This is a genomic window from Thiogranum longum (assembly GCF_004339085.1).
Taxonomy (GTDB): domain Bacteria; phylum Pseudomonadota; class Gammaproteobacteria; order DSM-19610; family DSM-19610; genus Thiogranum; species Thiogranum longum.
In genome coordinates, this window is sequence record NZ_SMFX01000001.1 from 564,183 (window position 1) to 590,681 (window position 26,499).

Annotated in this window: 25 protein-coding genes; 22 read left to right on the top strand and 3 right to left on the bottom strand. The window is 56.8% G+C overall.

The genetic code is table 11. The annotated features are described in order from the left end of the window. Positions 1–7: 7 nt before the first annotated feature. The 4 genes from sucC (at position 8) to DFR30_RS02810 (ending at position 4,131) form a co-directional block, all read left to right on the top strand. Positions 8–1,180, top strand: a complete 1,173-nt coding sequence (sucC, locus tag DFR30_RS02795) for an ADP-forming succinate--CoA ligase subunit beta (protein ID WP_132971222.1) — start codon at positions 8–10, stop codon at positions 1,178–1,180. Further along, the gene (gene sucD / locus DFR30_RS02800) at positions 1,177–2,052 is read left to right on the top strand and encodes a succinate--CoA ligase subunit alpha (RefSeq protein WP_132971223.1); all 876 of its coding nucleotides are present in this window, start codon (positions 1,177–1,179) and stop codon (positions 2,050–2,052) included. Before sucC ends, sucD begins: the two co-directional genes overlap by 4 nt. Further along, positions 2,049–3,713 carry an NAD+ synthase gene (locus DFR30_RS02805; RefSeq protein ID WP_279386872.1) on the top strand — a complete coding sequence of 555 codons (1,665 nt, stop codon included), beginning with the start codon at positions 2,049–2,051 and terminating at the stop codon, positions 3,711–3,713. The genes sucD and DFR30_RS02805 overlap by 4 nt, the downstream gene beginning before the upstream one ends. A gap of 79 nt (positions 3,714–3,792) precedes the next feature. Next, positions 3,793–4,131, top strand: coding sequence for a P-II family nitrogen regulator (locus DFR30_RS02810; RefSeq protein WP_132971224.1), 339 nt, complete (start codon positions 3,793–3,795; stop codon positions 4,129–4,131). Positions 4,132–4,333: 202 nt separating this feature from the next. Here the strand turns inward: DFR30_RS02810 and DFR30_RS02815 are convergent, their stop codons facing one another. Further along, positions 4,334–5,092: an outer membrane protein assembly factor BamD gene (locus DFR30_RS02815; RefSeq protein WP_132971225.1), complete on the bottom strand. Its 759-nt coding sequence runs from the start codon at positions 5,090–5,092 to the stop codon at positions 4,334–4,336. A gap of 72 nt (positions 5,093–5,164) precedes the next feature. Between DFR30_RS02815 and rluD the strand changes: the two genes are divergently transcribed. From rluD to DFR30_RS02850, 7 genes are all read left to right on the top strand, one after another. Next, entirely contained in the window at positions 5,165–6,112 is a 948-nt protein-coding gene (gene rluD / locus DFR30_RS02820) for a 23S rRNA pseudouridine(1911/1915/1917) synthase RluD (protein ID WP_132971226.1), read from the top strand. Between the two features lie 29 nt (positions 6,113–6,141). Next, the gene (gene pgeF, locus DFR30_RS02825) at positions 6,142–6,873 is read left to right on the top strand and encodes a peptidoglycan editing factor PgeF (protein WP_341539300.1); all 732 of its coding nucleotides are present in this window, start codon (positions 6,142–6,144) and stop codon (positions 6,871–6,873) included. A 231-nt stretch (positions 6,874–7,104) separates the two neighbouring features. Next, a complete protein-coding gene (locus DFR30_RS02830; RefSeq protein WP_132971228.1) occupies positions 7,105–7,893 on the top strand; it encodes a ZIP family metal transporter in 789 nt (262 codons plus the stop codon). 39 nt (positions 7,894–7,932) lie between these two features. Continuing rightward, positions 7,933–8,454, top strand: coding sequence for a glycine cleavage system transcriptional repressor (locus DFR30_RS02835; protein ID WP_132971229.1), 522 nt, complete (start codon positions 7,933–7,935; stop codon positions 8,452–8,454). Between the two features lie 3 nt (positions 8,455–8,457). Further along, positions 8,458–8,958, top strand: coding sequence for a peptide deformylase (gene def, locus DFR30_RS02840; protein ID WP_132971230.1), 501 nt, complete (start codon positions 8,458–8,460; stop codon positions 8,956–8,958). A gap of 91 nt (positions 8,959–9,049) precedes the next feature. After that, the gene (gene clpB / locus DFR30_RS02845) at positions 9,050–11,647 is read left to right on the top strand and encodes an ATP-dependent chaperone ClpB (RefSeq protein WP_132971231.1); all 2,598 of its coding nucleotides are present in this window, start codon (positions 9,050–9,052) and stop codon (positions 11,645–11,647) included. A gap of 221 nt (positions 11,648–11,868) precedes the next feature. After that, entirely contained in the window at positions 11,869–12,450 is a 582-nt protein-coding gene (locus DFR30_RS02850) for a porin family protein (protein ID WP_132971232.1), read from the top strand. A 51-nt stretch (positions 12,451–12,501) separates the two neighbouring features. Here the strand turns inward: DFR30_RS02850 and DFR30_RS02855 are convergent, their stop codons facing one another. Further along, positions 12,502–13,377 (bottom strand): SDR family NAD(P)-dependent oxidoreductase, encoded by an 876-nt coding sequence (locus DFR30_RS02855; protein ID WP_132971233.1) that lies wholly within the window; start codon positions 13,375–13,377, stop codon positions 12,502–12,504. A gap of 138 nt (positions 13,378–13,515) precedes the next feature. Between DFR30_RS02855 and pomA the strand changes: the two genes are divergently transcribed. The 3 genes from pomA to DFR30_RS02870 are packed head-to-tail and all read left to right on the top strand — an operon-like array spanning position 13,516 to position 16,369. Beyond that, on the top strand, positions 13,516–14,292 hold the full coding sequence (pomA, locus tag DFR30_RS02860; RefSeq protein WP_132971234.1) for a flagellar motor protein PomA: 777 nt from the start codon (positions 13,516–13,518) through the stop codon (positions 14,290–14,292). A 38-nt stretch (positions 14,293–14,330) separates the two neighbouring features. Further along, on the top strand, positions 14,331–15,767 hold the full coding sequence (locus tag DFR30_RS02865; protein WP_132971235.1) for a MotB family protein: 1,437 nt from the start codon (positions 14,331–14,333) through the stop codon (positions 15,765–15,767). Positions 15,768–15,781: 14 nt separating this feature from the next. Continuing rightward, complete coding sequence (locus tag DFR30_RS02870; RefSeq protein ID WP_132971236.1) at positions 15,782–16,369, top strand: PilZ domain-containing protein; 588 nt, start codon at positions 15,782–15,784, stop codon at positions 16,367–16,369. A gap of 8 nt (positions 16,370–16,377) precedes the next feature. On the opposite strand, the gene DFR30_RS02875 is transcribed toward DFR30_RS02870, so the two are convergent. Then, positions 16,378–18,180 (bottom strand): ABCB family ABC transporter ATP-binding protein/permease, encoded by a 1,803-nt coding sequence (locus tag DFR30_RS02875; protein ID WP_132971237.1) that lies wholly within the window; start codon positions 18,178–18,180, stop codon positions 16,378–16,380. Positions 18,181–18,376: 196 nt separating this feature from the next. Between DFR30_RS02875 and DFR30_RS02880 the strand changes: the two genes are divergently transcribed. From DFR30_RS02880 to DFR30_RS02915, 8 genes are all read left to right on the top strand, one after another. Further along, a complete protein-coding gene (locus DFR30_RS02880) occupies positions 18,377–18,646 on the top strand; it encodes an FmdB family zinc ribbon protein (RefSeq protein ID WP_132971238.1) in 270 nt (89 codons plus the stop codon). An 84-nt stretch (positions 18,647–18,730) separates the two neighbouring features. Further along, positions 18,731–20,563 (top strand): aspartate--tRNA ligase, encoded by a 1,833-nt coding sequence (gene aspS, locus DFR30_RS02885; protein WP_132971239.1) that lies wholly within the window; start codon positions 18,731–18,733, stop codon positions 20,561–20,563. 4 nt (positions 20,564–20,567) lie between these two features. After that, positions 20,568–21,011 carry a dihydroneopterin triphosphate diphosphatase gene (nudB, locus tag DFR30_RS02890; protein ID WP_132971240.1) on the top strand — a complete coding sequence of 148 codons (444 nt, stop codon included), beginning with the start codon at positions 20,568–20,570 and terminating at the stop codon, positions 21,009–21,011. Positions 21,012–21,306: 295 nt separating this feature from the next. Next, positions 21,307–22,407, top strand: coding sequence for a quinolinate synthase NadA (gene nadA / locus DFR30_RS02895; RefSeq protein ID WP_132971241.1), 1,101 nt, complete (start codon positions 21,307–21,309; stop codon positions 22,405–22,407). 80 nt (positions 22,408–22,487) lie between these two features. Then, positions 22,488–23,231 (top strand): YebC/PmpR family DNA-binding transcriptional regulator, encoded by a 744-nt coding sequence (locus DFR30_RS02900; protein WP_132971242.1) that lies wholly within the window; start codon positions 22,488–22,490, stop codon positions 23,229–23,231. Between the two features lie 3 nt (positions 23,232–23,234). After that, on the top strand, positions 23,235–23,762 hold the full coding sequence (gene ruvC, locus DFR30_RS02905; protein ID WP_132971243.1) for a crossover junction endodeoxyribonuclease RuvC: 528 nt from the start codon (positions 23,235–23,237) through the stop codon (positions 23,760–23,762). Continuing rightward, positions 23,759–24,361, top strand: coding sequence for a Holliday junction branch migration protein RuvA (gene ruvA / locus DFR30_RS02910; RefSeq protein ID WP_132971244.1), 603 nt, complete (start codon positions 23,759–23,761; stop codon positions 24,359–24,361). Before ruvC ends, ruvA begins: the two co-directional genes overlap by 4 nt. A 188-nt stretch (positions 24,362–24,549) precedes the next feature. Then, positions 24,550–26,469: a bifunctional metallophosphatase/5'-nucleotidase gene (locus DFR30_RS02915; RefSeq protein ID WP_132971245.1), complete on the top strand. Its 1,920-nt coding sequence runs from the start codon at positions 24,550–24,552 to the stop codon at positions 26,467–26,469. The last annotated feature ends 30 nt before the right edge of the window (positions 26,470–26,499 follow it).

Genomic DNA, 26,499 nt, shown 5'->3' on the forward strand with positions numbered 1-26,499 from the left:
ACCTGCCATGCATCTACACGAATACCAGGCCAAGCAACTGTTCCGCAACTATGCGGTTCCCGTCCCGGATGGTCGAATGGTGGAATCTGCACCTGCCGCTGCCGAAGCCGCCAAATCATTGGGTGGCGATCGCTGGGTGGTCAAGGCGCAAGTACATGCCGGTGGGCGCGGCAAGGCCGGCGGAGTGAAGCTGCTGGATGACATTGACGCGGTTCGTCAGTTTGCCGATGAACTGCTCGGCGGCCGGCTGGTCACCAGACAGACCGGCGAACCCGGTTTACCCATCCATCGCCTGCTGGTGGAAGGCGGTGTGGATATTGATCGTGAGTTGTATCTCGGCTTACTGGTAGACCGGCAATCGGAACGTATCACGGTCATGGCATCGCGTGCCGGGGGTATGGATATCGAAGAGGTTGCGGCGAGTCAGCCTGACGCCATTCTCACAGAGGCCGTACACCCGGCCGTCGGACTGCAGCCCTATCAATGCAGGAACCTGGCCTTTGGCCTGGGCCTTGCGGGAGACCAGGTCAAGGCGTTTACCCGTATGCTGGGCGGGTTGTTCCGGTTGTTTGAGCAGGAAGATGCAAGCCTGGTGGAGATCAACCCGCTGGTAGTGACGCGTGACGGCGAACTGCTGGCGCTGGATGCCAAACTGGATATTGAAGATAACGCGCTTTACCGGCACCCGGCCACCAGCGACCTGCGTGACCCGACCCAGGAAGATGAAAAAGAGCGTGCCGCCAGCGAACACGGGCTGAACTACATCACCCTCGACGGCAACATCGCCTGCATGGTTAACGGTGCAGGCCTCGCCATGGCGACCATGGACCTGATCAAGTTACACGGCGGTGAGCCGGCCAATTTTCTCGATGTAGGCGGCGGGGCAACAGCTGACAGGGTATCGGAGGCCTTTAAACTGATCCTCTCCGACACCAAGGTGCGTGCCATCCTGGTCAATATATTTGGCGGCATCGTGCGTTGCGACCTGATTGCCGAGGGTATTATCCAGGCGGTGGAGGAAGTCGGTGTTGAGCTTCCGGTCGTGGTGCGGCTGGAAGGTACCAACGTGGACCAGGGCAAGCAGCGGCTTGCAGATTCAGGCTTAAGCATTATCGCAGCCGAAGGGCTGACCGATGCAGCGCAGAAAGTCGTTGCCGCGACTGCCGGGCAAACATCATGAGTATTCTTGTCGATAAGAACACACGCGTCATTTGCCAGGGGTTCACTGGCAAGCAGGGCACATTCCATTCTGAACAGGCGCTGGCCTATGGAACGCAAATGGTCGGTGGGGTGACGCCGGGCAAGGGCGGCCAGACGCACCTTGAACTGCCGGTATTCAATACGGTGCAAGATGCAGTTGATGAAACCGCTGCCAATGCCAGCATGATTTATGTGCCTGCGGCATTTGCTGCCGACGCCATTCTGGAGGCTGCCGACGCCGGCATCGAGGTAATCGTCTGTATCACCGAGGGTATCCCGGTGCTGGATATGGTCAAGGTCAAGGCCGCGCTGGCGGGACGTCAGGTTCACCTGGTCGGCCCCAACTGCCCGGGCATCATTACCCCGGGTGAATGCAAGATCGGTATCATGCCCGGCGCCATTCACAAGCCCGGTAGCGTTGGTATTGTGTCGCGCTCAGGCACCCTGACGTATGAGGCGGTGTACCAGACCACCCAGGCGGGACTGGGGCAGACCACCTGCGTGGGTATTGGTGGTGATCCTGTTCACGGACTGGAATTTATCGATTGCCTGGAACGCTTTGAGCGTGACCCGGATACCGAAGGAGTGATCCTGGTCGGAGAAATTGGTGGCAGTGCCGAAGAGGATGCTGCTGCCTTCATTGCGGATCACATGAACAAGCCGGTGGTTGCCTATATTGCGGGTGTGACGGCTCCGCCCGGCAAACGAATGGGCCATGCGGGCGCTATTATCAGTGGTGGCAAGGGAACTGCGGATGCCAAGTTTGCTGCGCTGGAGCAAGCCGGTGCGACAGTCGTGCGTTCTCCCGCTGACATGGGTGTGCGCATGCAGGAACTGCTGGCGGGATCGTGAGTACGCGACCCCGGGCGTCCGCCTTACGGCTGGTGATGGCGCAGATCAACCTGTGTGTCGGTGATGTGCCGGGTAATGTATCGCGCGTCATCGCGTGCGCCACCCGCGCGCGCGATGAATTGAGCGCCGACCTGATTGTTTTCCCGGAACTGACACTAACCGGTTATCCCCCTGAAGACCTGCTGCTCAGGCCGGCCCTGCACGAGATGGTGTCCGAAGGGCTGGACCGGCTTTGTGCCGAGGTGCAGGGCATACATTTGCTGGTCGGACATCCTGAACAGACACCTGCCGGGCGGTTCAACAGTGCGTCGGTAATTTATCAGGGTGAAATGGTCGCCTGTTGCCGCAAGCGCCACCTGCCCAACTACAACGTATTCGATGAGAAGCGGTATTTTGTAGCCGGTGACGGATTCTGTGTGGCGAAAGTCGCCGGAATACACATTGGGGTGACAATCTGCGAAGACATCTGGACGCCGGAACCGGCGCGTGCTGCGGCTGATGCTGGCGCACAATTGCTGGTGAACCTGAATGCCTCACCTTTTCATACCGGCAAGTCCAATGAACGTGAGGCCGTTGTGGCAGAGCGCGTGGGTGAGACGGATTGCCCCGTGGTGTACGTCAACCTGGCAGGCGGGCAGGATGAACTGGTCTTTGATGGCGAGTCATTCGTGCTCGACCGTCACGCGGCAACAGCCGTTCGTGCACCGGCCTGCGAGGAAGGGTTGTACCCGGTCGATTTCGCGCCAGGTGACAGTGGTATTGAAGTATTACCCGGTGAAGTGTCGGCGCGCGCCGATGAAGAGGCAAGCATTTACAAGGTGCTGGTGCTGGGCGTTCGCGACTACATCGAAAAGAACCGCTTCAGTGGTGCCATTATCGGCCTGTCCGGTGGCATTGACTCAGCCCTGACGCTGGCTATAGCGGTGGATGCCATCGGCGCAGACCGCGTACAGGCAGTAATGATGCCATCACGTTATACCGCTGAGATGAGCCTGGAAGATGCACGCGCCGAAGCTGAAGCGCTGGGCGTGGCCTACCAGGAAATTTCTATTGAACCACCGTTCAACAGCTTTCTTGATGTTCTGTCCGATGCACTGGCAGGAACACAGCCTGATGCAACAGAAGAAAATATCCAGGCACGTTGTCGAGGTGTGATCCTGATGGCGTTATCCAACAAGCAGGGACGTATTCTGCTTACGACGGGCAACAAAAGTGAGATGTCTGTGGGTTACGCCACGCTTTATGGCGACATGGCGGGCGGGTTTGCGCCGATCAAGGATGTGCCCAAGCTGCTGGTGTATCGCCTGTCGGAATACCGGAATTCAATCGCCCCGGTAATCCCCCGGCGTGTCATTGAGCGTCCGCCATCCGCAGAACTGGCGCCAGATCAGAAGGACGAGGATTCACTGCCGCCCTATGAATTCCTCGATCCGGTCCTCGAAGGCTATATCGAGCAGGATCTGGGGGTTCGTGAGCTGATTGCGCTGGGCTTTGAAGCCGAAATGGTGCGGCGGGTTGCCACCCTGGTCGATCGTAATGAATACAAACGCCGCCAGGCACCACCCGGCATACGTATCAGCAAGCGGGCTTTCGGGCGCGACCGCCGCTACCCGATCACTTCCGGGTTCCTCAACGCACAGCTGAGGCGAAACGGTAAATGACCGATTTAGTATTCGATTCCTGCCGACGCTTTTAGTATGGTTGGCAGCCGGATTACGTAAAAACCAGGGGAACAACCCTATGAAAAAAGTCGAAGCCATTATCAAACCTTTCAAGCTGGATGACGTGCGCGAGGCATTGTCCGAGATTGGCATCACCGGTATGACTGCAACCGAGGTCAAGGGTTTCGGTCGTCAGAAGGGACATACCGAGCTGTATCGTGGTGCGGAGTATGTCGTTGATTTCCTGCCCAAGGTGAAGCTGGAGGTGGTGGTGAAGGAAGACGATCTGGAGCGGTGCATGGAAACCATTACCAATGCCGCGCGTACCGGAAAGATTGGTGATGGCAAGATTTTTGTCTCTTCAGTGGAGCGGGTTGTGCGTATACGTACCGGTGAAACCGACGCCGACGCTATTTAAGGGAAACTCTGACTACTTCGTCATTGCGAGGATGCCTTGATCTGAAGGGTAAGGTACCCGTAATGAAGCCCGTAGGGCTTCTATGGGCCGAAGTGGCGCGGCAATCTGTAACAGACTGATTCCATTGTATGAGATTGCCACGCTTCGCTCGCAATGACGTGAATTATGAATCAAGTCAGAGGCTCTCTAAAACTTTCCCGGTTTACGGTGCAGCTTTCCCCGACACGGGGATCGCGGGCAAATTCCGGTCCAGCACACGCTGCGCGTCCTTGGCCAGATCGGTCATGCCCATCCGGGTGTAGGCCACGACCAGTACCTGCAATGCCTCACGGGCCGCCGGTGTGCGCTGGTAGTTCTCGATTACATAACGTGCCCGGTTGGCAGCTGCAACCCAGGCTTCACGGCGCATGTAATAGCGGGCGACATTGATTTCATATTGTGCCAGCTGATTATGCAGGAAGATAAGCCGTTTTTTGCTGTCTTCCGCGTAGTGGCTGTCGGGAAATTTCTGTACCAGGGTTGTGAAATCGCTGAATGCATCGCGCAGGGCGCGTGTATCACGTTCTGACGGGTCGCGATTTGCCAGGCGATCGACAAGGCTCATGCCGCGGGTATAGTTGGCCAATCCCTTAAGGTAATAGGCGTAATCCAGGTGTTTGTTACCCGGGTTGTTGCGAATGAAGCGGTCCGCCGCGGCAATGGCTGAATCCGGCTCATCATATTTGTAGTAGGCATAGGCAATTTCCAGCTGTGCCTGCTGGGCATATTTTCCGAACGGGTAACGGGCTTCCAGCTTCTCGAAGGTGTTGATGGCGGTTTCAAAATCCGACGAGGCGAGCGCATCCTTGGCGCGTTTATACAGTTCATTGGCCGAGAGATTTCCCAGCTCGTCTTCGGCGGTCGTTGCGCAGCCGAGGGTGAATAATGCCGCCAGAAGCGGTATAAGGCGTAACCAGTGCATCTGCCATTTTTCCGGTTTTGAAAATCGAACCTAATTGTAAGGCCGCGAGCCGGCTGTTGGCCACCTGATTCCATGTCTGAAACGATTTATCTCAACGGAACTATTCCCGAACAGGCTGCCGGAAGGCGCCTCGACCAGGTATTGGCCGAGCTTTTTTCCCGGTATTCCCGCAGCCGTCTCCAGCAATGGACGAAGCAGGGGCATGTTTTACTGGACGGAAAACCGGCCACGGTCAGGCAGCGGGTGCTGGGTGGCGAGGCGGTTGAGGTTCGCGCGGAGTTGCAGGAAGAAGGGGCTGTCGAAGCGGAAAATATCGAACTTGATATTGTTTACCAGGATGAACAGGTGATGGTCATCAACAAACCGGCGGGTCTGGTTGTGCATCCGGCTGCCGGTAACCGGGCAGGTACCCTGCAAAATGCGTTGCTTTATCTTGACCCGGCGCTGGCAACCGTGCCGCGTGCCGGTATTGTGCATCGCCTCGACAAGGACACCAGTGGCCTGATGGTGGTCGCACGCACGCTGGAGGCACACACCTCGCTGGTTGGGCAGTTGCAGGCGCGCAGTGTCGGTCGCGAGTATCTTGCCCTGGTACACACCGTGCTCACGGCCGGTGGTACGGTCGATGCTCCGATTGGCCGACACCCGAAGGATCGCCTGCGTATGGCAGTGGTTGAGTCGGGCAAGCCTGCGGTCAGTCATTACCGGGTGCTCGAGCGTTTCACGGCACACACCTTGGTACAGGTGCGACTGGAGACCGGGCGGACCCACCAGATCCGTGTACACATGGCGCACATTCACTGCCCGCTGGTCGGTGACCCGGTGTATGGCGGCAGGCTGCGTATACCACGCGGCGCGTCGGAGCGCCTGCGCGAGGCCTTGCAGCATTTCAGGCGACAGGCCCTGCATGCCAGGCGGCTGGCATTCGTTCACCCGCAAAGCGGTGAAACGGTAAGCTGGGAAGTGGAGCCGCCGGAAGACTTTGCTGTCCTGCTCGATGTTGTGAGAGCGAAATCGTGATCTACCCGGACTGGCCGGCCCCTGAAAATGTGCAGGCATTGACAACTACGCGTAAGGGCGGCGTAAGCCGTGGTCCCTGGGCCAGCCTGAACCTGGCTGATCATGTGGGAGATGACCCGCTCGCTGTACAGGAAAACCGGCGCCACCTGCATCAGTCACAGCAATTGCCGGCCGAACCCCTGTGGCTGAAGCAGGTACAGGGTGATGATGTTGCAGAGGTGGCGTTGTATGCCTCCCAACCGGGCCGGGATAGCCGTGCCGTGCCACAGATTGAGCCTCCCAGAGCAGATGCCAGTATCGTACGCGGGTCAGGCCAGGTAAGCGCAGTCCTCACCGCAGACTGCCTGCCGGTATTGTTCTGCGAGCGTTCCGGGCGTTGCGCGGCTGCAGCGCATGCCGGATGGCGTGGCCTGGCGGCGGGCGTGCTCGAGCGGACTGTGCAGGTGATGGGGATTGATCCTGCAGAGCTGCTGGTCTGGCTGGGGCCTGCTATCGGTCCACAGGCATTCGAGGTCGGTGACGAGGTGCGTAGCGTTTTCGTTGCCCGGCACACGCAGTCTGCCGATGCATTCACCCTGTATTCCCCCGGCCACTGGCTGGCAGACCTGTATCATCTGGCGCGTATTCGCCTGGCAGGCGTCGGCGTATCGGCTGTCTATGGTGGTGACCGCTGTACGTTTACCGAGGACCGCGATTTCTACTCCTACCGCCGCGATGGTGTAACCGGTCGCATGGCCACATTGATCTGGTTAAGTTCCTGAGCAGTGCAGCCCATTGTCGCGAAGCGGACGATGTTCGTGTGTCCCGTCATTGCGAGGCGCGCAGCGCCGTGGCAATCTCTCCTGCCTGGTGCCGGACGAATGGAGATTGCTTCGCTTTGCCCATAGAATCCCTCCGGGCTTCATTACGGGTACCTTACCCTTGCGGGTCAAGGCATCGCATTGACAAATCAAGACAATGGAAAAAACAGATACTCCTGGATGGATAAATAAATGACCTTGTTGCAATGGATACTGGTATTCACCCTGCTGGGCGGTGTTCTCAGCGTGCTGGCGGCAGGGCTGTTCCTGCTGTTACCGGAAAAAACACGCAGCCGCCTGTTGCCGCACGCGGTCAGTTTCGCTATCGGCGCTTTGCTGGGCGCGGCCCTGCTTGGACTATTGCCGCATGCGCTGGAAGGTGTGCAGGATGGGAATTACCACGGTATTACGGCGACCGTGCTGTTCGGGCTGTTCGGTTTCTTTGTGCTGGAAAAACTGGTGCTATGGCGTCACTGTCATCATGAAGATTGCGAAATCCATCTTCCGGATCTGCACGATCATGACGTGCATCATGCGGCAGCCGGTACGCTGATCCTGATTGGTGACGGTCTGCATAATTTCATCGACGGCATCCTGATCGGTGCGGCATTTCTGACTGACATACACCTGGGTGTGGTCACGGCGCTGGCTGTGGCAGCCCACGAGATTCCACAGGAAGTCGGCGACTTTGCCATATTGCTGCACAGTGGTTTCAGTACTTCGCGTGCTTTCCTGTTCAATATGCTGTCAAGCCTGACGACTATCGTCGGCGGTGTTCTGGCCTATTACAGCCTGAGTACGTTGCAGCCTTTGCTTCCGTATGTGCTGGCGGTTGCAGCGTCGAGTTTTATCTATGTGGCCGTTGCCGATCTGATCCCTGGCCTGCACAAGCGCGCCGAGTTCAGTGCCACGATCAAGCAGATGCTTTTGATTGGCTCAGGTGTCGGGTTGATTTACCTGGCGCATTCAACGTTACACTAGGGAGCTTCTGACTCCAGGTTACAGGAAAGGGCGATACTGATGGCAAGTTGGTACATGTTGACGTTGGTGGGCAAGGACCAGCCGGGTATTGTGGCGAAGGTGACGTCTGCGCTGTTCGAGGCTGGGTGCAACCTGGGCGAGACTTCGATGATCCGCCTCGGTGAGAACTTTACCGTGATGATGCTGGTGCAAAGCGATGCAGGTGAAGCACAGCTGCGCAAGGCGCTTGAACCCGTCCTGAAGGATCTTTCCCTGGTATTGCACGTTGACCCGGTTCAGGCCGGCCTGAGCCAGCGTCCGGTGCCGGACGTGCGTATCCTGGTGCACGGTGCGGATCGTACCGGGATTGTTTCCCGGGTCACTTCACGGGCGGCGGATGCGGGACTGAATATTCTCGACCTGGAGTCGGTTGTTGGCGGTAGTGAAACCGACCCGATTTATATTCTGCAAATCGAAGGCGTGGCAGCACAGGGTGTTGAGGCAATAAAAGATGCCCTGGCGCCGTTGCAGGCCGAGGGTGTCAAGGTTGATGTCCAGCCTGTTGAAACCCTGATCGGCTGACTTATGTCTGTTCTCGATATCCTGATCTACCCCGATGAACGCCTGCGCCAGCTTTCCGTGCCGGTAGGGCAATTCAACGGCGCTTTGCAGGAGAAAATCGATGCGCTGGAAGAAACCCGGCTTGCCGGTCCGGGCGCGGTGGGTATTGCGGCCCCGCAGACCGGCTGGTTCGAACGCGTGCTGATTGTCGATGTGTCCGGGCGCAAGAAAACCGCCAGTCACGGCCACCTGGTCCTGGTAAACCCGGAAATTACCGAGTGGGAAGGGCATGTCATGGGACGCGAGGGCTGCCTGTCCGTGCCTGAATACACCGGTAATGTGCTGCGGGCGGAAAAAATCCACCTGGACGCGCTCGATCGCGATGGAAATCCGCTATCCTTTGATATGGAGGGCTTCGAGGCGCGTGCCATACAGCATGAGCTGGATCATCTTGATGGTCTGCTGTTCCTCGATCGGCTGGTTAGTCGCCGCCAGGATCTGTTCCAGCGCAAAAACTACAAGTAACAGCGTCTGGCGGTCATTTGCTGCTTGAAATCCGGTTTCCGGCCCCCCATATGCTGTCCCATCAAAGAATTTCAACGGGAGAACCCAAATCATGCGGATGGACAAACTGACTTCCAAATTCCAGATGGCGCTTTCCGATGCGCAAAGCCTTGCCGTCGGTCGTGACCACAACCAGATCGAACCCGTGCACGTCATGGTCGCCTTGCTGGACCAGGAAGGCGGCAGTGTTCGCCACCTGCTGACCCAGGCCGGCGTCAACGCCAACCTGCTGCGTTCACACCTGGGTGAAATGCTGGATCGCCTGCCCACAGTAGAGGGTAGTGAGGGCGACGTCCACATTTCCAATGACCTGACGCGGCTGCTTAACCTGACCGACAAACTGGCGCAGAAGCGCAACGACCAGTACATCTCCTCCGAGCTTTTCGTGCTTGCTGCGGTCGAGGACAAGGGCCCGGTTGGCGAAGCATTGCGCGAGGCCGGTGCCAGCAAGAGCCTGATTGAAAAGGCCATCGAAAATGTTCGCGGTGGGCAGAAGATCGACGACCCGAACGCCGAGGATCAGCGCCAGGCACTGGAAAAATACACGATCGACCTGACTGAGCGTGCCGAGCAGGGCAAGCTCGACCCGGTTATTGGTCGCGATGACGAGATTCGTCGAACCATACAGGTGCTGCAGCGCCGCACCAAAAACAACCCGGTGCTGATCGGTGAACCCGGTGTCGGCAAGACCGCCATTGTGGAAGGGCTGGCACAGCGTATCGTCAATGGTGAAGTGCCTGAGGGGCTGAAAAGCAAGCGCCTGCTGAGCCTGGATATGGGGTCGTTGATTGCCGGCGCCAAATTCCGCGGCGAGTTCGAGGAACGTCTGAAAGCCGTGCTGAACGATCTCTCCAAGCAGGAAGGACAGATTATCCTGTTCATCGATGAATTACACACCATGGTTGGCGCCGGCAAGGCCGAAGGCGCCATGGATGCGGGCAATATGCTCAAGCCGGCACTGGCGCGCGGCGAGCTGCACTGCGTGGGCGCCACAACGCTGGACGAGTACCGTCAGTACATTGAAAAAGATGCTGCGCTGGAACGTCGTTTCCAGAAAGTGCTGGTCGATGAGCCGAGTGTGGAAGATACCATTGCGATACTGCGTGGCCTGAAAGAGCGCTACGAGGTGCATCATGGCGTCGATATTACCGACCCGGCGATCGTTGCAGCCGCAACACTGTCGCACCGGTATATCACCGATCGCCAGTTACCTGACAAGGCCATTGATCTGATCGATGAGGCAGCGTCGCGTATTCGTATGGAAATCGATTCCAAGCCGGAATCGCTGGACAAGCTGGAGCGCCGACTGATCCAGCTCAAGATCGAGCGCGAGGCGTTGCAGAAGGAAACGGATGAAGCGTCCCAGAAACGCCTTGCCAACCTGCAGGAAGAAATCGACAAGCTGGAGCGGGAGTATTCCGACCTGGAAGAAATCTGGAAATCGGAAAAGGCCGCTGTGCAGGGCAGTTCTCATATCAAGGAAGAACTGGAGCGCGCCCGTATGGAGCTGGAAACTGCGCAGCGTGCCGGTGACCTGGCGCGTGCCAGTGAGTTGCAGTACGGCCGTATCCCCGAGCTGGAAAAACAGTTGGAAATGGCATCCCAGGCAGAGATGCAGGAAATGACCTTGTTGCGTAACAAGGTCACCGAAGAGGAAATTGCCGAAGTGGTATCCAAGTGGACCGGTATACCGGTTAACAAGATGCTTGAAGGCGAGCGTGACAAGCTGCTACGCATGGAAGAGGAACTGAACAAGCGCGTGGTCGGTCAGGCTGAAGCCGTCAAGGCGGTCTCGGATGCGATCCGCCGTTCCCGCGCCGGGCTGTCAGACCCTGACCGGCCGAATGGCTCGTTCCTGTTCCTCGGTCCGACCGGTGTCGGCAAGACCGAGCTGACCAAGGCGCTGGCCGAGTTCCTGTTCGATACCGAGGAAGCCATGGTGCGTATCGATATGTCCGAGTTCATGGAGAAACACTCCGTGGCACGCCTGATCGGTGCGCCACCGGGCTATGTCGGCTACGAGGAAGGGGGTTACCTGACCGAGGCTGTGCGCCGCAAACCTTACTCCGTGATTCTTATGGACGAGGTGGAGAAAGCGCACCCGGATGTCTTCAATGTGCTGCTGCAGGTGCTCGATGATGGTCGCCTGACCGATGGTCAGGGCCGTACAGTCGACTTCCGCAACACCGTTATCGTGATGACCTCGAACCTCGGCAGTCAGCAGATCCAGGATCTGGCCGGCGAAGATAACTACGACCGTATGAAGTCAGCCGTTATGGACGTGGTGGCGGGGCATTTCCGGCCCGAGTTCATCAACCGCATCGATGATGTGGTGGTCTTCCATCCGCTGGGGCGGGAGCAGATTCGTGCGATCACGACCATCCAGATCGAGTACCTGCGGCAACGGCTTGCCGAGCGCGATCTTGGGCTGGAGCTGTCAAAGGCGGCACTCGACAAACTTGGCGAGGCAGGCTTCGACCCGGTCTACGGTGCGCGGCCACTCAAGCGGGCTATTCAGCAACAGCTGGAGAATCCGCTGGCACAGGAAATCCTGGCGGGCCGTTTCCATCCCGGAGAAATCATCCAGGTGGATGTCAAGGACGATACGCTGGTATTCGACAAGGGTGAAACCCAGGCCAGCGCGGCCTGATAAAGGCTGCCCCCGTTGAAACAACCCTGTCCGGTTTTTCGGGCAGGGTTTTCTTTTTTTGGGCGTTAAATAATTGAAATTCAGTAGGTTGCAGGGGGTCTGTAACATCATCCTGGCGCTTTCATGGTGCATATTCCCGCTTGAAGGTAGACCTGCTAATCCGTAGTATGGCCCCGTATTTGGCGCACGCCAGAACATAAAAATAGCATGGAGGAGGAAACATGAAACTACAGAAAACCCTGGCGACTGTGCTTGCCGGCTCACTGGTGCTGGCTTTGTCACCGGCCGTTATGGCGGCAAAAGGCTTCAGTTACAGCTATGCCGATGTGGGTTACCAGCGAATTGATGGTGATGGCGTCGATTTTGATAACGGGGTGGTCGATGCCTCATTTGGCATATTCGACATGTTTGCCTTGCGCGCAGGTTTTCGGCGTGGCAATACGAGCGATATACCTGGCGACAATCTGGATCTGACCGAGTTTCGTGTCGGCGGTCGGGGACACTATAAGCTGATGGACAAGCTGGATATATTCGCCGATGTGCTGGGATTTAATGCCAAATTTAACAGTAACCAGAGTACGTTCAATGATGCCGGCGCTATTTACGAAGCCGGTGTACGGTTCCAGGTAGTAAAAAAGCTGGAAGTCAACACCAGCTACAAGTACCTGTCCGGTGATATCGATGACGACTTTGGCACCGTCGGAGCCGTGTTCAAGATTAGCAAGGCATTTTCAGCAACAGCAAATGCTACCTTTGGCAGTGAAATCGATGAGTATTTTGCAGGACTGCGTCTGAACTTCTGATTTTTTGTGATGCAACAACCCGACCTGTCGGCAGAAATGCCGGCAGGTTTTTTATGTCCGGGGTTTCTGCCCCTGCTCGTTCCGTGAAACCTTCAGCAGCACTCTGTCCAGCCCCCGCGTTGTCAGGAAACGCTTGAGCGTTCCAAACAGGTAGGTGGGGAAAGTGACGTAGTAGCGGCCTTTTGGGCGAGGCGATGAAAGTGCCTTGAGCAGTTTGTCTACTACGGCTTCAGGGGGGAGGGTAAAAGGAACGGCCGGACCTTTCTGTTCCAGGCGTCTTTCTGTCGCGAGGTAAGCTTCACGGTGTACGCTGTGCACGGTATCGATATTGCGCTGGTAAGCGGCAAAGGCATTTTCACGAAAACGACTGGTGATGGGGCCGGGTTCGATCAATACCGGGAAGATGTTACTACCGGCAAGTTCCAGGCGTAGCGTGTCATATAATCCCTCGAGGGCGTATTTGCTGGCGTTGTAGGCCCCCCTGTAAGCCAGTGACACGAACCCCAGCACCGAGCTGTTCTGGATAATGCGGCCTTCCCCCGCTTCGCGCATCCAGGGCAGGATGCGATTGGTCAGTTCCAGGGTGCCGAACACATTGGTTTCAAACTGGGCGCGCAGGACGTCTCGCGGCAGGTCCTCGACGGCCCCCGGTTGTCCGAATCCCGCATTGTTGAACAGCGCGTACAAGTGTCGCCCGGTTCTTGCCTCGACTTCGTCCACCGCTGCAGCAATCGAGGTTGTGTCGTCCAGGTCCAGTTGAATGCAATCCAGGCCCTCTTGTTGCAACCGCATGACATCATTCATGTTTCTTGCGCTAGCGATAACGCGATAGCCACACTTGTGGAGCGTGTGGGCAGCACAATAGCCAATACCACTGGAACAGCCTGTAATCAGTACCGACCGTTCCCGCGAGGATAGTTCAGTCATGTCTAAGCCTTTCAGTTTACAAACTATTCCTGATTGTGTGGGATTTCCGGGCTGACCGCCTGTCCATTCAAGAAACGCCCTGTTGCGGCGATATAGCGTATATGAATTTCTAGCCTATCGTTAATGGAGTAACAATTCATGGATCTCGCCACTCTGATCGGCCTGCTTGGCGCTATCGGCATCATTGCTATGGCAATGGTGCTCGGCGGGAGTGTCCTACTCTTTGTCAATGTTCCTTCGCTGCTGATTGTGGTGGTTGGCACGATGTTCGCCACACTGATCAAGTTCCCCATCGGGCATTTCTTCGGGGCATTCAAAATCGCCATGAAGGCTTTTTTTGGCAAGACCGATAATCCGTCCCAGTTGATAGAAGAAGGTGTGGCACTGGCCAACATTGCGCGCAAGGAAGGCGTGCTGGGCCTGGAAGGCCAGGATATTCAGAACGAGTTTCTGAAACGTGGAATTCAGATGTGCGTCGATGGTCACGAACCCGAGTTTGTACGTTCCATGCTCAGCAAGGATATCAACCTGACCATCGAACGCCATGAAAGAGGCCAGGCGATCTTCAAGGCTATGGGTGACGTGGCACCGGCCATGGGCATGATCGGCACGCTGATTGGTCTGGTACAGATGCTGTCAGCGATGGATGACCCCAAGTCTATTGGACCGGCCATGGCGGTAGCCTTGTTGACGACCTTGTATGGCGCAATTATCGCTACGGTTTTTGCTCTCCCCATTGCTGACAAGCTGGCCCTGCGTAGCCAGGACGAGCGGCTGAACAAGGCGCTGATCCTGGAAACAATCAGCTCGATCCAGGAAGGTCTCAACCCGCGCGTCATGGAAGAACTGCTCAAGACCTACCTTCCGGAGACCAAGCGTGAAAGTGTCGGCGAAGCCAGCGCCGATGCAGCCTGACGGAACCCGGGTTCCGGGATCAACAGGGACAGTTGAGAATGTCTGACGAAGCCCCCGCAAAACAGGTTGAAGAGGGTCTGCCCGCCTGGGTCATGACCTTTGCCGATCTCATGTCGTTGTTGATGTGCTTCTTTGTGTTGTTACTGTCTTTTTCCGAAATGGACGTCTCCAAGTACAAGGAAATGGCAGGCTCGATGAAAAATGCATTCGGTGTGCAGCGTGATATCAAGGTCAGGGAGCCGCCCAAGGGTATCAACGTCATTGCCCGTGAGTTCAGCCCCGGTCGGCCTGAGCCCACGATTATGAATGTCATCCGCCAGATGACGACAAATGACCTGCATGTGAATCTCGATCTCGGCAAGGAGCGTCGGCGTCCTGTGCCGACGCCGAAGAGCGAACATACCCCGGACAAGACCCGGAACTTAAAACCCCATGAGAAAGCGGCAAACATGGCAGACAATCAGGCTGGCCAGAAAGCCGGGCAACGTGCCGACCAGACCGCGGGCGAAAAGAATGGCGACCAGGCGCAGTCGCTGGCAGGTAAGCAGCTCTCCCAGGCTGAAGGTTTGACGGATACCCAGAAAAAGGAGCTTGCAAAGGCCAAGGCGCTGGCGGAAGTCCGCCTCAAGGAGAAGTTGAAAATGGAGGCGAATACGGCTGCCGCACAGGGTAAGGCTGTAACAGCGATTGAAAACAAATCACTGGAAGAGTTGATCAGGACCAAAGCGGAAGAAAAGCGTCGCAAGAAGCTTGAGCATAGCGCCAGACTGATCAGTAATGCCCTTGGTCGCGAGATCAAGGAAGGTGGTGTGGATGTTGAAGTCGAAGGGAAGAAGATAATTATCCGGGTGCGTGAAAAAGCCTCCTTTGGTTCCGGGCATGCTGATTTGAAAGGCTCATTCCGGCCGATTCTGGCTAAAGTGGCGGAAATTCTCAAAGGCTCGGAAGGCAAGATTATTGTTGCCGGCCACACGGACAATATTCCTATCTACACCGAACGTTTCCGGTCCAACTGGGAATTGTCATCCGCACGTGCAGTATCTGTGGCGCACGAAATGATGCTGGCTACCGATATCCCTTCCAGTCGCTTCCTGATCCAGGGTTTTGCCGACACCAAACCGATGGTGCCGAACACGACTCCGGCCAACCGGGCAAAGAACCGCCGGGTAGAGATTATTCTTCAGCAGGGCGAGGACGAGGACGGGAAAGATATCTCGGCCACCTTGCCATCCACCCCCGTTACACCGCAAACTGGCGCAGTGCCGGCACCGGTGAAAAAGCCGGTTGCCAGGATGAAGGGTAAAAAACCTGTAGCGGCTGGTGGAGTTAAACGCGTTACACGACCTGCGACAAAGCCAAAGGCGGTAAAGGGTGTTCGTGCGGGCGGGGCAAACAGGCCGGCACCGGAAAAGGTTGAGGAAAAAACATCAAAACCGTCGTCCGGACTGGGAATCAAACTGGGCGGCAGCAAGTAGTTCAGGATATATATATGAGTGATGAACGCAGGGAGTTTTTCCGGATCGATGACGAGGTGGCGCTTGACTACCGTTTGATCGATCATGATGAAGTCGATCAGTTACTGGAAAAGATCCAGTCTCAACTGGTAGACCGGTTTACAGCGGCATCCAGCTTTACCGCCACTACCCGGCAGATGATGAACCTGATACACAAGGTGCAGGCGCAATCGCCCGAGCTGGCGCGTTGTCTGCAGGCCATTGATCAGAAACTCAACATGATTGCCCAGTTGTTTGTTTCGGAGGAAATAAAAGAAAAGCAGCATGACACGCGGGAAGTAAACCTGAGTGCAGGCGGCGTGGCATTCCGTGCACAACATGAGCTGCCGGTTGGTAGTCTGCTGGAATTGCGCATGGTGTTGTTCCCGTCACTGGTCGGCATTCTGACGATCAGCCGGGTTGTCCACTGCGAGCGTGTGAAAGACGGGAATCCGCAGTATCCCTGGCAAATTGCGGTAGAGTACGAGCACCTGAAGGAAACCGATCGTGAGCTGCTGGTGCGGCATATCATGGCGAGAGAAACCGAACAGCTACGCAGGCAACGCACCGAAAACGACGACTGATTTCCCGGTCAAGGCACCTGGCCGGCGACCTGTTTTTCCTCTTCCTGTTGTTGCAGTTCCCAGAGATGCGCATACACGCCGGCGTGGCCAAGTAACTGACCATGACTTCCCTGTTCGACGATTTTCCCGTCCTGCATCACCAGTATCTGGTCCGCGTCGATAATCGTCGACAGACGGTGTGCGATAACGAGTGTGGTGTGGTTCTGTGCTGCGTTGCGCAGGCTTTCCAGAATGATCTGCTCGGAGTGGCTGTCGAGGCTGGAGGTGGCTTCGTCAAAGACGAGGATTTTCGGGTTTTTCAAAATGGCACGGGCGATAGCGACGCGCTGTTTTTCGCCACCTGATAACTTCAGTCCGCGCTCACCCACCACGGTGTCATAACCCTTCGGCAGACTGATAATGAAGTCATGGATATTGGCAAGCTTTGCGGCCTGTTGAATTTCTTCGAAACTGGCGTCTGTGCGTGCATAGCCAATGTTGTAGCGCAAGGTGTCGTTAAACAGCACAGTGTCCTGCGGAACAATGCCAATCGCTGCGCGCAGGCTTTGCTGGGTAACGGAACGTATATCCTGGTCATCAATGAGAATGCACCCTCCATTGACGTCATAAAACCGGAACAGCAATCTCGCGAGTGTGGATTTACCTGCCCCGCTGGGACCAACCACCGCGACCCTGTGTCCGGCAGGAATAGTAAAGCTGACTTCCCTGAGAATCGGGCGGTCCGGGTCATAGGCAAAGCTGACACGGTCGAATCGCACCTCACCATCACGCAATTTCAAAGGTACGGCATCGGGCGCGTCCTCGATCTCCGGGCGTTTTTCCAGTACATCGAACATCAGCTGCATGTCTGCAATGGCATGCTTGAGCTGGCTGTAGACAATGCCAAGGAAGTTAAGGGGTATGAACAACTGCAGCAGAAAAGCATTGATCAGTACCAGGTCGCCGATACTCAGATCACCTTCAACCACGCCACTGGAGGCCAGGATCATGATCGATGTAACGCCCAGCGCAATGATCGATGCCTGGCCCACATTCAGCGCCGATAGCGAAGTCTGGCTTTTTACCGCAGCGTCTTCCCATTCCGCAAGTGATGTGTCATAGCGCGCCAGTTCGTGCGGTTCATTACCGAAGTATTTAACGGTTTCGTAGTTGATCAGGCTGTCGATGGCCTGGGTATTGGCTCTCGAATCGGAGGCATTCATCTTTACCCGGTACTTCATTCGCCATTCGGTGATGCGGAAGGTGAAGAAGATATAAGTCATCACGGAGATAAACGTAATGACGGCGTACCACACGCTGTATTGCTTGAGCAGGATGCCGGCGATCAGGGTGACTTCCACCAGGGTAGGCAGAATACTGAACACCATGTAGTTCAGCAGCGAGCTGACACTGCGCGTACCGCGCTCGATATCGCGTGAAATGCCACCGGTCTTCCTCTCCAGGTGATAGCGCAATGATAACCGGTGCAGGTGTTCCAGCACACGAACCGACACCTTGCGCATGGCGCCATGGCGAACCCGCGCAAATACGGCGTCGCGCAGTTCGTTGAACAGGGAACTTGCCAGACGAAGCCCGCCGTAACCCAGCAACAGACCCAGTGGCAGCACCAGTTGCATGTTGTCGCGGTCCAGTGCGTCGACAATACCCTTCAGCATCAGCGGAATACCGACATTGGCAACCTTGGCCAGGATCAGAAAGGTCAGTGCCAGCACTACCCGCACCCGGTATTCCCACAAAAAAGGCGCGAGAGATCGCAGCGTTTTCAGATCATTACCGTCAGTGTCTGGTAGTTCAGTATGCCGGTTGTGCATGGATTTTCAGGTTTCCGTGGTTGTCGGGTTGATGCAAGGGTTGATTGTCACCACATTTCCCGTGTCTGTGGCGTGCCTGCCATGCAGGCGCAGCCGAATTGTACCCGAAGCCGGCAAAACGGCGGCATCAGCACGGTTTGGCTGGTATACTTGCGCGCTTTGCTGAAATCGGGAGCCTGAATCCGGAGTTAGAATCATGCCGATTTACGAATACCAATGCACTGAATGTGGCCTGGAAATGGAAAAGCTGCAAAAACTCAGCGATGAACCGCTGACGGTATGCCCCGAGTGTGGCAAGCCGACCTTGCAGAAAAAAGTATCTGCCGCCGGGTTTCGTCTCAAGGGCAGCGGCTGGTACGAGACCGATTTCAAGAGCAAGGACCGCAAGAATGTCGCCAAGGGAGACAGCAAGTCCAAAACCGGCGGGGATTCTTCCGGCAAGTCCTCTTCGGGGGACAGCAAGTAAACAACCCCGGTCAATGACCGGGGCCTGACAAGCCCATTGCCCGCCGCTCCGGCGCGGCGTTATCTGGAAATACTGAAGACTGACATGCGAACACAATACTGCGGTGAACTGAATGCGAGCCACCTCGACGCCGAGGTGACACTGGTCGGCTGGGCACACCGCCGCCGTGACCACGGCGGGGTGATTTTTATCGATCTGCGCGACCGGGAAGGTCGTGTACAGGTCGTGTTCGACCCCGATACCGAAGAGACATTCGCCACTGCCGAGCGTGTGCGCAGCGAGTATGTGCTCCAGGTAAAAGGCCGTGTACGCCGTCGTCCTGAGGGTACCGAGAACCCGGACATGGCCACCGGTGAAGTGGAGGTACTGGGCAAGGAGCTGACCATTATCAATGCGTCGGAGACGCCGCCATTCCACCTGGACGATGACAGCGTGTCGGAAGAACACCGCTTGCGCTATCGCTACATCGACCTGCGTCGCCCGGAGATGCTGCAGCGTATCCGCCTGCGCTCCGAGGTGACCCGGGAACTGCGTTATTTCCTCGACAGCAACGGTTTCCTGGATATCGAAACACCGATCCTGACACGTGCCACGCCGGAAGGTGCGCGTGACTACCTGGTGCCCAGCCGTACTCACCCGGGTGAGTTTTTTGCCCTGCCGCAGTCACCGCAGCTGTTCAAACAGTTATTGATGATGTCCGGTATGGACCGCTACTACCAGATTGTACGCTGCTTCCGCGACGAGGACCTGCGCGCCGATCGCCAGCCGGAATTTACCCAGCTGGATATCGAGACAGCGTTCATGGATGAAGACCAGATCATGACGCTGATGGAAGAAATGATCCGCGGCCTGTTCGACAAGCTGCTGGGTGTCAAACTGGACAACCCGTTCCCGCGCATGACCTACCAGGAAGCCATGTTGCGTTTCGGCTCCGACCGCCCGGACCTGCGTGTGGCGCTGGAGCTGGTCGATGTCGACGACCTGATGAAAGCCGTCGAGTTCAAGGTATTTTCCGGCCCCGCCAACGATCCGGAAGGTCGCGTTGCGGCGCTGCGTCTGCCCAAAGGTTGTGAGCTGACACGCAAGGAAATCGACGACTACACCAAATTCGTCGGCATCTACGGCGCACGTGGTCTGGCCTACATCAAGGTCAACGAACGGGCCAAAGGCCGCGAAGGCCTGCAGTCGCCGATCCTCAAATTCCTGCCGGACGAAGCGGTCGACACTCTCATGCAGCGCACCGGTGCCGAAGATGGTGACCTGGTGTTCTTCGGTGCCGACAAGGCGCACATCGTTAATGAAGCGCTGGGTGCCCTGCGCGTCAAGCTCGCTGAAGACCGGGGACTGATGGAAGGCGACTGGAAACCCCTCTGGGTGGTGGACTTCCCGATGTTCGAGAAAGGCGGGGATAGCGGGCGAGGTGAGACTGCGGAGCAGTCGAGAGGGTCCCCTGGGGGAAGCTGGACTTCCTTGCATCACCCCTTTACCGCACCGAAAGAAGAGCACCTGGATTTGCTCGAGACAGATCCCGGCGCCTGCCATTCGCGGGCCTACGACATGGTACTGAACGGTACCGAGGTTGGTGGCGGTTCTATGCGTATCTTCCGCACCGAGGTGCAGCGGCACGTGTTCGAATTGCTGGGTATCAGTGACCAGGAAGCAGAGGACAAGTTCGGCTTCCTGCTGACGGCGCTGAAATACGGCTGCCCGCCGCACGGTGGACTGGCCTTTGGCCTGGATCGTCTGTTAATGCTGATGAGCGGTGCAAGCTCGATCCGCGAAGTCATGGCATTCCCGAAAACGCAGACCGCCAGTTGCCCGTTGACCAATGCACCCTCAGAAGTCTCCGATGCGCAGTTACGTGAACTGAATGTGCGCCTGCGCAAACCTGTCGAAAAGGAAACACCCGCCTCCTGAGCCTATGCATCACGACTACAAGCGCCCCGAATCCGTCCTGGTTGTTATCTACACCAAAGCCGGCGATGTGCTGCTGATGGAACGTCGCCAGCCAGAGGACTACTGGCAGTCGGTTACCGGCAGCCTGGAATGGGACGAGCAGCCACGTGAGGCGGCAATCAGGGAAGTTCGTGAGGAAACCGGGCTGGATGTCAGTGAGTTGCTGGCTGATGGTAAAAAAACAGTGCGATTTCGTATTCTGCCGGCCTGGCGGGACCGCTATGCACCGGAAGAACAATACAACACAGAACATCTTTATCTGGTGGAGCTACCGGAACAGGTCGATATCACCCTCAACCCCGATGAACACCGTCAGCTGCGCTGGCTCCCGGCGCGGCATGCGGCACTCAAGGCCAGTTCTTCTACCAACCGGCAGGCGATAGAGAAGTTCGTCGTTTTTCGGCGTTAGGTGGCAAGCACCGGTTGGTTGAGGCTATCCGGTTCAACGGTTTGCCCCTACGCGGCTACCCTGCGCTTCTCGCGTAACGCGGCGTTCGCCCAAACGCGCGGTTTCTGCGAAACCACTCAAACAGGGCTCTCTTGTTCCGCATTACGCTGCGATGCTCCGCTGCACCGATTCACCGGAAAGCCTCAACCCGCCCGGGACGAAATCAGGCACAGGAACTACTCCATTTAGTATGGTTGCGCAAAATCTCTCGATAAAAGAGAATTGAACCCGTGAAATCAACGAGATTCGCCCTGAAATGGCTGTAAATGCAATAGACGTCGATCCCTATACCTCGCTGTCCGATGAAGACTGCGAGGCGCGTATTCTCGCGGCAAAGGAAAAGCTGGGCGAGCGGCTGGTGATCCTCGGCCACCACTACCAGCGCGATGAAGTCTTCCGGCATGCCGATTTTTCCGGTGATTCTCTCAAACTATCACGCCAGGCGGCCGACTCGAAGGCCGAGTACATCGTTTTTTGCGGTGTACATTTCATGGCCGAGGTGGCGGATATTTTGTCGCGACCAGACCAGATCTCCATTCTGCCGGACCTGTCCGCCGGCTGTTCCATGGCGGATATGGCCAACCTGGCCAAGGTGGAGCGTGCCTGGCAGGAACTTTCGCAGGTGCTTGACCCCGACCAGCAGGTTACCCCGGTAACCTATATCAATTCTGCAGCAGACCTGAAGGCGTTCTGCGGCCGTCACGGCGGTATCGTCTGTACATCGACCAATGCACGGCATGTGCTGGAATGGTCATTCTCGCGGCGTGAGAAGGTGTTGTTCTTCCCGGACCAGCACCTGGGGCGCAATACCGGTTACAACATGGATATTCCGCTTGAGGACATGGTGGTATGGGACTTTGACCTGCCCATGGGTGGTCTGACGAAGCAACAGATCCTCGATGCGAAAATGATTTTGTGGAAAGGATTCTGTTCGGTGCACCAGATGTTCGATGTGTCACACATCGAGCGCTTCAAGGAAAAGTACCCGGATGCGAAAATCATCTCTCACCCCGAAGCCAGTTTTGAAGTCTGCCAGGCATCGGATTTCGTGGGTTCGACTGAATACATCATCAGGACCGTCCATGATTCCGAAGCGGGTACACGCTGGCTGGTCGGTACCGAGCTGAACCTGGTCAATCGGCTGCACGATGAGTGCAAGGCCGAAGGCAAATCGGTGCATTTCATGTCACCGACGGTGTGTATGTGCTCGACCATGTTCCGTATCGATCCGCAGCATCTGCTGTGGGTGCTGGAAAATCTGGTCGAGGGGAACCCGGTCAACCGTATCAGCGTGCCGGTTGAGGAAGCCGCTATGGCGCGTTCGGCGTTGCAGCGCATGCTGGATATCTCACCCTGAGCCTCTGCGCCAGGCCACTGACGCGGCCGGCCGGTCAGTGCTAGACTCCTGTCATTGCACTATTTGACGACGAGGCAGTCATGGCAGGACATAGTAAATGGGCCAATATCCAGCACCGTAAAAAGGCGCAGGACGCCAAGCGCGGCAAAATATTCACCAAGCTGATTCGCGAGATTACCGTTGCAGCACGGATGGGCGAGCCGGACCCGGCCTCCAATCCACGCCTGCGACTGGCTGTCGACAAGGCACTCGGCGCCAACATGACCAAGGACACCATCGAGCGTGCCATCAAGCGCGGCGCGGGTGCCCAGGATGGCGAAAATTTCGATGAAATCCGCTACGAGGGCTATGGCCCGGGCGGTGTGGCTGTGATCGTCGATTGCCTTACCGATAATCGCAATCGCACGGTATCCGAAGTGCGGCACGCTTTCACCAAGGCCGGCGGTAATCTCGGTACCAGCGGCTCGGTGGCGTTTCAGTTCGCCAAGACCGGTATCCTCAGCTACCCACCGGGCAGCGATGAAGATGCCATCATGGAAGCTGCGCTGGAAGCTGGCGCCAATGATGTACTGACCAATGATGACGGTTCTATCGACGTGCTGACCACCCCGGAAGAGTTTATCAGCGTAAAGGAAGCGATGATCGAGGCCGGTTTCGAGCCGGAGCAGGCCGAAGTTACCCAGCGCGCAGAGAACACCACGCCGCTGGACAAGGATGATGCCGAAAAAATGATCCGTATGATCGACGTACTGGAGGAGCTGGACGATGTGCAGGATGTCTTCTCCAACGCTGACATCGCCGACGACATTCTCGCGGAGCTCTAGATCCTGCGCGCCACGACCCGCATCCTTGGTATCGATCCCGGCTCACGGTTGATGGGATACGGGCTGATCGACAGTGACGGGCGCAAGGCCAGTTATATTGCCAGCGGTTGCCTGAAGGTGACCGGTAAAAGTCTGCCGGACAAACTGGGACTGATCTTCCGTGAACTCAGCGAACTACTGCATAGCTACGAACCACAGCAACTGGCCATCGAAAATGTCTTCATGCACCGTAATGCCGATTCGGCCCTGAAACTGGGGCAGGCGCGCGGTGCAGCCATCTGTGCAGCCGTGACGCGCGATCTTCCGGTTGCGGAATATGCGCCACGTGAAATCAAGCTTGCCGTAGTCGGCAAGGGCGGCGCAGACAAGGCGCAGGTTCAGCACATGGTGCGCGTGTTGCTCAACCTCAGTAAAACGCCGCAGGCGGACGCTGCGGATGCACTGGCGATTGCACTCTGTCACAGCTACCAGCAGGGCGCGCTCGATCGGGTGTCCGGTGCCACCGGTCTGGCAGGCGGGCGGCTGCGATGATCGGTTACCTGCACGGCGTACTGCGCGACAAGCAGCCACCTTCTCTGCTGATTGAAGTGCAGGGCGTGGGGTACGAAATCGAAGCGCCAATGACAACCTTCTACGATCTGCCTGCGGTGGGTGAGCCGGTCAGGCTTTATACACACCTTGCCGTGCGGGAAGATGCGCACACGCTGTACGGTTTCAGCAAACTGTCTGATCGCACCCTGTTCCGCACACTGATCAAGGTCAACGGGGTGGGCGCAAAAATGGCGCTGACCATCCTGTCCGGTATGGAAGCCAGCCTGTTTGCCGGCTGTGTGCAGGCCGGTGATACCGCCGCCCTGGTCAAGTTACCGGGTGTTGGCAAGAAAACCGCCGAGCGCCTGGTGGTGGAAATGCGGGATCGGCTCGCAGACTGGGATACTTCGGGTGTCGGCGTGGCGGGTGGAAAACAGCCGCTGGCAGACGTGCTCAACCCGGTGGAAGAAGCCGTCAGCGCACTGGTGGCACTCGGCTACAAACCGGCCGATGCCAGTCGCATGGTGCGGGCTGTCGATGTCGATGATCTGGGCACGGAAGCGATTATCCGCAGCGCCCTGCAGTCCATGGTCAAGTAATAAACCAGCAGGTTTTCTGGCAATTCCGCATTTTTTACCTGCCGGGTATGTAATTCGCTAATTGGCGACATGGCCAGTCGTCCAAACTCTGCCTGGCTGGTGACATTGTCACATTCGTGCTGCTTCGCTCCCTCTAGTCTTCATCACCCTGCCAATACCGGCGGAGTGTCTGAGAGGCTGAATACGTCATGCAATTTTCTTCATTTACAAAACTCGCTGCTGCGGCCGCGTTATCAATACTGGTTTCAGCCTGCGGCGGTGGCGGAGCCTCACAGGATGCGACTGCAGCTGAGCAGTCCAGCGGCGTCATTGGCAGTAAAGGTACGGGTTCGGATACCGGCAACAGCAACAGCAACAGCAACAGCGGTACTGTGGTAACCGGTACCACAGTAACCTTTATGCATATGAATGATCTGCATGCTCACCTGACACCCCACCAGGATCGGGTCGTTGATACACAGGGTGAATCAAAAATTGTTGAACGTGGTGGCCTGGCCCGGATGGCGACCCTGATCCAGCGTATTCGCACAGAAAACCCCGACAGTGTGTTAATGAACATCGGTGATACCTATCACGGCGGTGCCGAGGCCATGTTTACGCTGGGTAACGCCATTGTTGATCCAGTCAATGCGCTGGGTATTGACGTCGGTGTGCCGGGAAACTGGGATTTTGGCTACAGCTCGGTGGTATTCCGCTTGCGCTATACGGATACAGCTCTGCTACCGGCAGAAATGATTGCCGATAAGCTCATGCCAACATTCACAGCCATAAAAAAACCGAACTTCCCCAACCTGGCTGCCAACATGACGTCGCGTCTGACCGGTGAGACTGTTCTCCCGCCGACCCTGATGAAAGATGTGAATGGCGTGCAGGTAGGCTTCATTGGTCTTACCTCCGATATTGTAAAGTTTGTCTATCCGCTGCTTGCGCCGCTGTTTGATTTTGCCGGTGACGGTCAGACATCTGCCGAGGCTGAAGCGACCTACCGGGATCTGGTTAACCAGTATGCAACAACCTTGCGTAACGAGGGTGCTGATATCGTGGTGGTGATGTCAGAGCTGGGTATCCACAAGGATTTCCGTCTTGCCCAGATAGTCGATAACGGTGCGGTCGATGTATTCTTCTCGGCGCATACGCACGAAGCAACGTTTGAACCCCTGGTTTCCGGGAGTGGTGCGCTGGTAGTCGAGGCGGGTAATGATGGTTACCTCGGGCGGATGGATATTACTGTTGAGGGCGGCAAGGTTACCGGGCGTAACTGGGAGTTGCTGACTATCGACAGTACATTACCGGAAGATGAAGCGGTTGCCGCCCTGGTTCGCAAGGCGCGTGCACCGTTTATGGCGGCCGATATTAAATTTTCAGATCCCATGCCCAACAGTCTGCTGGCACTGGTAAAACCGCTTGACACGGTGGTTGGCTACACGGACACCAGCCTGGACCGTCGTGGCGCCCTGCAAAATACCTTCAACAATGCCATGACGGACATTATGCGTAACTATGGTCAAACGGATCTGGCCATGAATCCGGGATTCCGTTTTGATGCTGAAGTGGCGTCCGGTGTGATGCTTGAAGATAATACCCTGGCGACCGGTGATATTACGCTGGAAGATATTTACCGGTTCTATCCGCTGATGTTCACACTGGCGACCGCTGAGGTTGCCGGCGCGCGCCTGAAGGAGATCCTGGAAGAGTCATTGAGCAGTACCTTTTCACCCGACGCATTCCGCCAGCGTGGTGGCTGGCTGGAAGGCTGGTCAGGTCTGCAATTGACTGTTAACCTCGCCAACCCCGATGGTCAGCGTGTGCTGGAAATGCGCCTGAAGGATAGTGGCGAACTGATCACGGATTCGACACTGGTGACAGTCACTGGCTGTAAACGACCGATCGAGCCACGCGATATTCTCTGCCGTCACAGCGGGTTCAATAATGTTGCCGCGTTACTCGCTACCGGCACAGGAGAGCCCTGGTCGATTATCGACCTGCTGATCGAAGGTGTTTCGACGGGTGTACTGTTCGATGCCGGGCGCCAGGATATCGTCGATCTCAATTCCACGCCGATGTGGCCACTGACGCCCTTTATCCAGCCGCTTGAGGGTGTGCAATAGACCCCATTCCCCCCGGGGGGAGCTTTTCCG

Excerpts from the sequence above, each read along its gene's own strand:
- sucC (WP_132971222.1), top strand. The coding sequence starts at position 8 with ATGCATCTACACGAATACCAGGCCAAGCAACTGTTCCGCAACTATGCG.
- sucD (WP_132971223.1), top strand. The coding sequence starts at position 1,177 with ATGAGTATTCTTGTCGATAAGAACACACGCGTCATTTGCCAGGGGTTC.
- DFR30_RS02810 (WP_132971224.1), top strand. The coding sequence starts at position 3,793 with ATGAAAAAAGTCGAAGCCATTATCAAACCTTTCAAGCTGGATGACGTG.
- DFR30_RS02815 (WP_132971225.1), bottom strand. The coding sequence starts at position 5,092 with ATGCACTGGTTACGCCTTATACCGCTTCTGGCGGCATTATTCACCCTC.
- rluD (WP_132971226.1), top strand. The coding sequence starts at position 5,165 with ATGTCTGAAACGATTTATCTCAACGGAACTATTCCCGAACAGGCTGCC.
- DFR30_RS02830 (WP_132971228.1), top strand. The coding sequence starts at position 7,105 with ATGACCTTGTTGCAATGGATACTGGTATTCACCCTGCTGGGCGGTGTT.
- DFR30_RS02835 (WP_132971229.1), top strand. The coding sequence starts at position 7,933 with ATGGCAAGTTGGTACATGTTGACGTTGGTGGGCAAGGACCAGCCGGGT.
- def (WP_132971230.1), top strand. The coding sequence starts at position 8,458 with ATGTCTGTTCTCGATATCCTGATCTACCCCGATGAACGCCTGCGCCAG.
- clpB (WP_132971231.1), top strand. The coding sequence starts at position 9,050 with ATGCGGATGGACAAACTGACTTCCAAATTCCAGATGGCGCTTTCCGAT.
- DFR30_RS02850 (WP_132971232.1), top strand. The coding sequence starts at position 11,869 with ATGAAACTACAGAAAACCCTGGCGACTGTGCTTGCCGGCTCACTGGTG.
- DFR30_RS02855 (WP_132971233.1), bottom strand. The coding sequence starts at position 13,377 with ATGACTGAACTATCCTCGCGGGAACGGTCGGTACTGATTACAGGCTGT.
- pomA (WP_132971234.1), top strand. The coding sequence starts at position 13,516 with ATGGATCTCGCCACTCTGATCGGCCTGCTTGGCGCTATCGGCATCATT.
- DFR30_RS02865 (WP_132971235.1), top strand. The coding sequence starts at position 14,331 with ATGTCTGACGAAGCCCCCGCAAAACAGGTTGAAGAGGGTCTGCCCGCC.
- DFR30_RS02870 (WP_132971236.1), top strand. The coding sequence starts at position 15,782 with ATGAGTGATGAACGCAGGGAGTTTTTCCGGATCGATGACGAGGTGGCG.
- DFR30_RS02875 (WP_132971237.1), bottom strand. The coding sequence starts at position 18,180 with ATGCACAACCGGCATACTGAACTACCAGACACTGACGGTAATGATCTG.
- DFR30_RS02880 (WP_132971238.1), top strand. The coding sequence starts at position 18,377 with ATGCCGATTTACGAATACCAATGCACTGAATGTGGCCTGGAAATGGAA.
- aspS (WP_132971239.1), top strand. The coding sequence starts at position 18,731 with ATGCGAACACAATACTGCGGTGAACTGAATGCGAGCCACCTCGACGCC.
- nudB (WP_132971240.1), top strand. The coding sequence starts at position 20,568 with ATGCATCACGACTACAAGCGCCCCGAATCCGTCCTGGTTGTTATCTAC.
- nadA (WP_132971241.1), top strand. The coding sequence starts at position 21,307 with ATGGCTGTAAATGCAATAGACGTCGATCCCTATACCTCGCTGTCCGAT.
- DFR30_RS02900 (WP_132971242.1), top strand. The coding sequence starts at position 22,488 with ATGGCAGGACATAGTAAATGGGCCAATATCCAGCACCGTAAAAAGGCG.
- ruvA (WP_132971244.1), top strand. The coding sequence starts at position 23,759 with ATGATCGGTTACCTGCACGGCGTACTGCGCGACAAGCAGCCACCTTCT.
- DFR30_RS02915 (WP_132971245.1), top strand. The coding sequence starts at position 24,550 with ATGCAATTTTCTTCATTTACAAAACTCGCTGCTGCGGCCGCGTTATCA.